The organism is Acetobacter sp. DmW_136, from assembly GCF_008690365.1.
In the GTDB taxonomy this organism is placed as follows: domain Bacteria; phylum Pseudomonadota; class Alphaproteobacteria; order Acetobacterales; family Acetobacteraceae; genus Acetobacter; species Acetobacter oryzifermentans.
Window position 1 is genome coordinate 1 of record NZ_VHON01000039.1, and the last position, 1649, is coordinate 1649.

Consider the following 1649-nt stretch of genomic DNA (forward strand, 5'->3'; position numbering starts at 1 on the left):
ATCTACATCGCTATACGCCAGTAACGTCCTTAATTCGTTGACTGCCTGCTGCTTGAACGACAGGAAATGACCCCGCGGCGCATCTTCAATTACCTCGAACAGCGTATCGCCAAAGAGCTCAGGATCCTCACCAAACGAGCTGGCGCCCAGATTAGTGAGACGCGGAAACATGTTGAGAATATCACGAGTGGTATAGTTTAACAGTTTGGACATAGTAACTCATTCCATTGTGTACTTTTTTGACAATTGTAACTTGAATGTGCCGCGCAGTCTTGCGCTGCCGATTGGCACTCTCGATGACGACAGTTCCCCTTCCTGAGGTATATCCGTCAAGGAAGATTTTATTTCCATCTTTGGCGTTCTTGCGCCAGTGATCAATCTTGGAGCTGTTATCCTTGAGCGCTTTGTGAATAGCGCGTTCGGCGTCTTCCTTCGATGTGAAGAATGAAACAATAGACTGTTTTTCCTTCGTAAACCGGCGTTCGATATATTCGTCGGTTGGATCGACGTGCTTGAGCAAAACATGCCCCCCTGCCTTGCGATTATGTGGCGGGGCCTCATGGTGGTCGAGATCGAGCCGCTTCTGTCGATGGGGTAAGAGGAGGTTCCGGTCGGTGGGTGGTCTTGGTGGTTGTGGGGAGTAGGTCGAAGGCCGGTGAAAGTGCTCCGTCGTGATATCGGCCTGCCGGAAGGTTAGCCGACTTGCATCTGCTGAGGCTACGCGAATGGCGCGTGTTGCCGCGAAAGACCCGGCCCTATACAGCAGGCCACTGGGGATCAGGGCGTCCGCAGCCGCACCTACCAGACCCGCAACTGCGGGGGATGCATGTGCTCTCAGAGCTGCGGCGCGGACCGTGCGTTCGGTCTGGGTTTGTGGAGGTGTGCCAGTGTTCCATGCACGCCGTCCAGCGGCCATCATGTCAGCACCGTGGGCGGCAAGCGTAATGCCGCCCACTTTGCTGAGCGCCGGTTCAGGGGCGGCTAGAAGGCCAGTGGCTCCGGCCATTTCCGCAGCCCCGAAGCCGATCATGGCCAGACCTTCGGCCCGGTTGATTGTTTTCTGGCTTGGCAGGTGACGTCTGAGGATGCTGACAAGCTGATGTTCGCTCATGACAAATGTCAGGGCGGGATGTTGGTTGGTATTCGACATGGCGTGCCCTGAAAACGCAGACACAAAAAAAAGCCCGCCGATGAGGGCGGGCTTGACGTGTCACACGGGTGATCCGCGCCGTGGCCTATGCCATAGCGCTTTTTAGGAGGATCATGGTTTTGTGGGAAAGTTCGGGTTAGTGAATATCATTGTTCGAACTATATTGAATATATGGTAAAAACTACGCGCGAATACCAGATAAAAAAACCAACGCGTCAAAACAGACATTCCTGTATTCCGTGTTAGCAAATACTCCGTTCTTACATGTCGGGGGTCAATTTCTTTTCCCGCCCGCACTTCGGGGTCATTTTCAAAAGCGTGTAGAACGGCTGACCAGAATGCCCGCAGGCTTGGAAAACTGCCCCAGTTGGGTGGTTCTTCAATATCCGCCATGGGGTTCATACCAAGAACAGCCCAACTGACACGATCGAGATCTACATCGCTATACGCCAGTAACGTCCTTAATTCGTTGACTGCCTGCTGCTTGAACGACAGGAAA

At 53.4% G+C, this 1649-nt stretch carries 1 protein-coding gene and 2 pseudogenes; all 3 read right to left on the bottom strand.

What is annotated here, in order from left to right; genetic code table 11:
* A pseudogene (locus FKW31_RS13100) lies at positions 1-213 on the bottom strand (hypothetical protein); the annotation flags it as partial.
* Entirely contained in the window at positions 182-1150 is a 969-nt protein-coding gene (locus tag FKW31_RS13105) for an RNase A-like domain-containing protein (protein WP_238332837.1), read from the bottom strand. The pseudogene FKW31_RS13100 and the gene FKW31_RS13105, both read right to left, overlap by 32 nt.
* 270 nt (positions 1151-1420) lie before the next feature.
* Positions 1421-1649, bottom strand: a pseudogene (locus tag FKW31_RS13110) (hypothetical protein); the annotation flags it as partial.